Source organism: Leifsonia sp. KNZ12-8B (assembly GCF_056755495.1).
This window is the reverse complement of record NZ_JBPGXM010000220.1, coordinates 1-3,269: the sequence shown is the minus strand read 5'-3', so window position 1 is coordinate 3,269 and position 3,269 is coordinate 1. Positions and strand designations below refer to the sequence as shown.

The 3,269-nt window shown below is 73.8% G+C and carries 4 protein-coding genes; 2 read left to right on the top strand and 2 right to left on the bottom strand.

Going from position 1 to position 3,269, the window contains the following annotated elements; all coding sequences use genetic code 11:
- The first annotated feature begins 121 nt into the window (after positions 1–121).
- Positions 122–412, top strand: coding sequence for a YciI family protein (locus tag ACR9ZG_RS18555; RefSeq protein ID WP_481286322.1), 291 nt, complete (start codon positions 122–124; stop codon positions 410–412).
- A gap of 125 nt (positions 413–537) precedes the next feature.
- On the opposite strand, the gene ACR9ZG_RS18550 is transcribed toward ACR9ZG_RS18555, so the two are convergent.
- Positions 538–1,407, bottom strand: coding sequence for an HhH-GPD family protein (locus ACR9ZG_RS18550; RefSeq protein ID WP_481286321.1), 870 nt, complete (start codon positions 1,405–1,407; stop codon positions 538–540).
- 57 nt (positions 1,408–1,464) lie between these two features.
- Between ACR9ZG_RS18550 and ACR9ZG_RS18545 the strand changes: the two genes are divergently transcribed.
- Positions 1,465–2,034 carry a nucleoside/nucleotide kinase family protein gene (locus ACR9ZG_RS18545; RefSeq protein WP_481286320.1) on the top strand — a complete coding sequence of 190 codons (570 nt, stop codon included), beginning with the start codon at positions 1,465–1,467 and terminating at the stop codon, positions 2,032–2,034.
- 106 nt (positions 2,035–2,140) lie between these two features.
- Here the strand turns inward: ACR9ZG_RS18545 and ACR9ZG_RS18540 are convergent, their stop codons facing one another.
- Complete coding sequence (locus ACR9ZG_RS18540; RefSeq protein WP_481286319.1) at positions 2,141–3,145, bottom strand: ketopantoate reductase family protein; 1,005 nt, start codon at positions 3,143–3,145, stop codon at positions 2,141–2,143.
- Between the last annotated feature and the right edge of the window lie 124 nt (positions 3,146–3,269).

Below are 3,269 nucleotides of genomic sequence, written 5' to 3'. Positions count from 1 at the left end.
CGTCCCGAGAACGGGACGCCCGCACTTCTGTTGTTCGGGCCGTCCTACGGCGTCCTGAGATCGGTGCGGACGCTCCACCGGAGCCGCGCGGGCGCGTCCGCCTGACGGCTACGCTGACCGCATGTACGCCGTCACCTTCTACGACATGGACGTCGACGCGGGCCCCGCGCTGTTCGATCGGGTGCGGGAAGCGTATCCGCGGCACCGCGCCTATCTGGATGCGTTCGCGGCCGGCGGCGAGATCCTCCTCATCGGTCCCCTCGGGTCGACGCCGGCGGGCGGGGCGATGGCGATCTTCCGGTCGCGGGAGGCGGCGGAGCGGTTCGTGAGCGCCGACCCGTTCGTGACGGAGGGGCTGGTGCAGACGCACCGGATCGTCGACTGGGACCCGCTCGTCTTCGCTGAGGCCTGAGCGTCGGGCCTGGCGGCACACCCGTCGACGCACGAACTGACCTTCGACGTGCCGGGCCAGGTCGATCTCGAGGATCATACGAGCGGCACCGTGGCGGCGCGCATCGCCGTGGAGTGACCGTGCCGTCAGGGCAGGGTGTAGCCTCCCGCCGCCTCCACCGCGAGGCCGTCGACGAGCAGGCCGGCGAGGGCACGGTCGCGCTGGGCGGCGTCCGGCCAGACGGACGCCAGCTCGGTGGCGGTGACCGGGAGGTGGGAGGCGCGCAGCTCGGCGAGGATCAGACCGCGCACCTGGCGGTCACTGCCCTCGTACTTCTTCTGCACCGGCTTGCGTGGGCCTTCGTACGGCGGGTAGCCGACGGCGCGCCAGGCGCAGCGGTCCGCTAGCGGGCACGCCTCGCAGCGCGGGGTGCGGGCGACGCAGACGATCGCGCCGAGCTCCATCATTCCGGCGTTGAAGGCCGCCGCGGCCGGGCGGTCGTGGGGGAGGAGCGCCTCCATCGCCGCCAGGTCGCGCTTGGCGCTCGGCGGGCCCGGCTCGCCCTGGCCGTCGACGGCGCGGGCGATCACGCGGCGGATGTTCGTGTCGACGACGGGGTGGCGCTCACCATACGCGAAGACCGCGACCGCGCGTGCGGTGTAGTCGCCGATGCCCGGCAGGGCGAGGAGTTCGTGGACGTCATCCGGCACGACGCCCCCGTGCCGTTCGGTGATCGCCGTCGCGGCCGCGTGGAGCCAGAGGGCGCGGCGGGGGTAGCCGAGCGACTTCCAGGCGCGGACCGCCTCCCCGGGCGGCACGGCGGCGAGGTCGGCGGGAGTGGGCCAGCGGGTGAGCCACTCCTCGAGGCGCGGGATGACGCGGGTCACCGGGGTCTGCTGCAGCATGAACTCGCTGACGAGCGTGCCCCAGGCGGTGAAGCCGTCCCTCCGCCACGGGAGGTCGCGGCGGTTGGCGTGATACCAGTCGACGACGGTCGCGGCGAAGGTCTCAGGCACGCTTCGAGGCTACGCGAACCCGGGCGCGGACGCGGCCGCCCGGCCTATGCTCGGGGCATGAGACTGCCGCCGACGCCGCGCGTGCTGTTCCTGCGGGAGCTGGTCGCGGAGGTGCTCCGCGTCGCGCCGCTCGGGCGCGTGATCGTCGCGGTCGACGGTACCGGGGTCGAGCGGTTCGCGGATGCGCTGGCGGAGGTGTTCGAGGAGGCGGGGAACGACACGTTCCGCGCCTCCATCGCCGACTTCCACCGGCCGCGCGCCGACCGGAACCGGCTCGGACCCGAGACGCCGGAGTCGTACTACCGCGACTCCTACGACTACCGCACGCTGCGACGGGTGCTGATCGACCCGTTCCGCCTGGCGGGGAGCACGGGGTTCCAGCTCGCGGCGTTCGACGAGGTGCGCGACGTGCCGGTGGAGAGCCGGTGGCTGACCGCGGGCCCGGACGCGGTGCTCGTCATCGACGGCGAGTTCCTGCTGCGGCCGGCGCTCCGGGACGAGTGGGACGCGTCGGTGCTGATCGTCAGCGCGCCGATCGACCCGGTCTACGAGGCCGACGCGCACCCGCGGGAGCACGCCGACCTCCTCGTCGACGACAGCGACCGGGCGCACCCGACGCGGCTGTGACCCCGGTCGCGCCGGCCCGGCTCGGGCAGCCGTCGAGTACGCGCGAATTCGCGCGGAAAGCGTCGAGTGCGCGGACTGTGCGCGTACTCGGCAGTTGCCCAGCGGGCTAGGGGACCAGGGGGCGCAGGCGGGTGGTGACGGTGGCCGGGGGGAGGAAGGCGCCGCGCAGCTCCACCTCGTGCACCAGTGCGGTGAGGGCCGCGTTGATCGGGGCCTGCTGGCCGATGGCGTGGGCCTCCGCGACGACGGCGCCGTTGAGGAAGTCGATCTCGCTCAGCTGGCCGCGGCGGATGCTCTGCAGGGTCGAGCCCGGGTTCGGGGTGGCGCCCATCCGCCTCCGCATCAGCAGCGGCACCGTCTGCGCGGCCCAGAGTGGCGCGCGCGCGACGAAGCGGAGGATGCGGTCGTCCAGCCCCTGGATGCTGCCGTAGTGGACGCCGCGCGCGAGACCGACGCGGGTCGCCTCCCGCATGCTCGCGGTCACGATCCGGCGCAGGCCGGGGTCGCTCAGCGTCTCCTGCACGCTCAGGCCGGTGATCGCGGGCATGGCGTTGACCTGGTTGACGATGAGCTTGGTCCACTGGGCGCCGGTGAAGTTCGGGATGGCGTACGCGGGCATCGCGGTGTTCAGGAGGCTCGCGGCCTCGACCGCGACGCGGGGCGCGTCTCCGCTGCCGGCGCCGAGGTAGGTGTTCGCGGTCGTGGTCACGGTGACCCGGCCGGGGGAGAGGAAGCTGGCGGCGTACAGCGCCAGCGCGCCGACGCAGTGCGAGTGCGGGAGGAGGCGCATGGCCTCGCGCAGGCCGGCCAGGCCGTTCTGCACGACGACGACGGGGATGCGCTGCAGCAGGTCGGCGTTCTCGGTGATGGCCGCCTCGGCGTCCTGCGCCTTCGTGCACAGGAACGCGACCTCGGGGCGGGTCTGGAGGGTCTCGGCGGCGACCGGGTGCGCGGTGTGCTCGCCCCAGCCTCCATCGAGGTGGAGGCCGTGCTCGCGGATCGCCGCGAGCTGCGGTCCCCTGGCGGTCACCTCGACGTCGTGACCGGCGCGGTCCAGGAGGGCGGCGATGGTGCCACCGATCGCTCCCGCTCCGATGACGCCGATCCGCATGCCTCCAGCCTATTGCGGCGGGGCGCCCTGATCGGTGGCGTCGAGTCGGCGCGACACGCCGTCTCGCCGGGGGCCGAGACGACGTGTTGCGCCAACGGGATGGGTCAGTCGGCGAGGGCCGGGG

Excerpts from the sequence above, each read along its gene's own strand:
- ACR9ZG_RS18545 (WP_481286320.1), top strand. The coding sequence starts at position 1,465 with ATGAGACTGCCGCCGACGCCGCGCGTGCTGTTCCTGCGGGAGCTGGTC.
- ACR9ZG_RS18555 (WP_481286322.1), top strand. The coding sequence starts at position 122 with ATGTACGCCGTCACCTTCTACGACATGGACGTCGACGCGGGCCCCGCG.
- ACR9ZG_RS18540 (WP_481286319.1), bottom strand. The coding sequence starts at position 3,145 with ATGCGGATCGGCGTCATCGGAGCGGGAGCGATCGGTGGCACCATCGCC.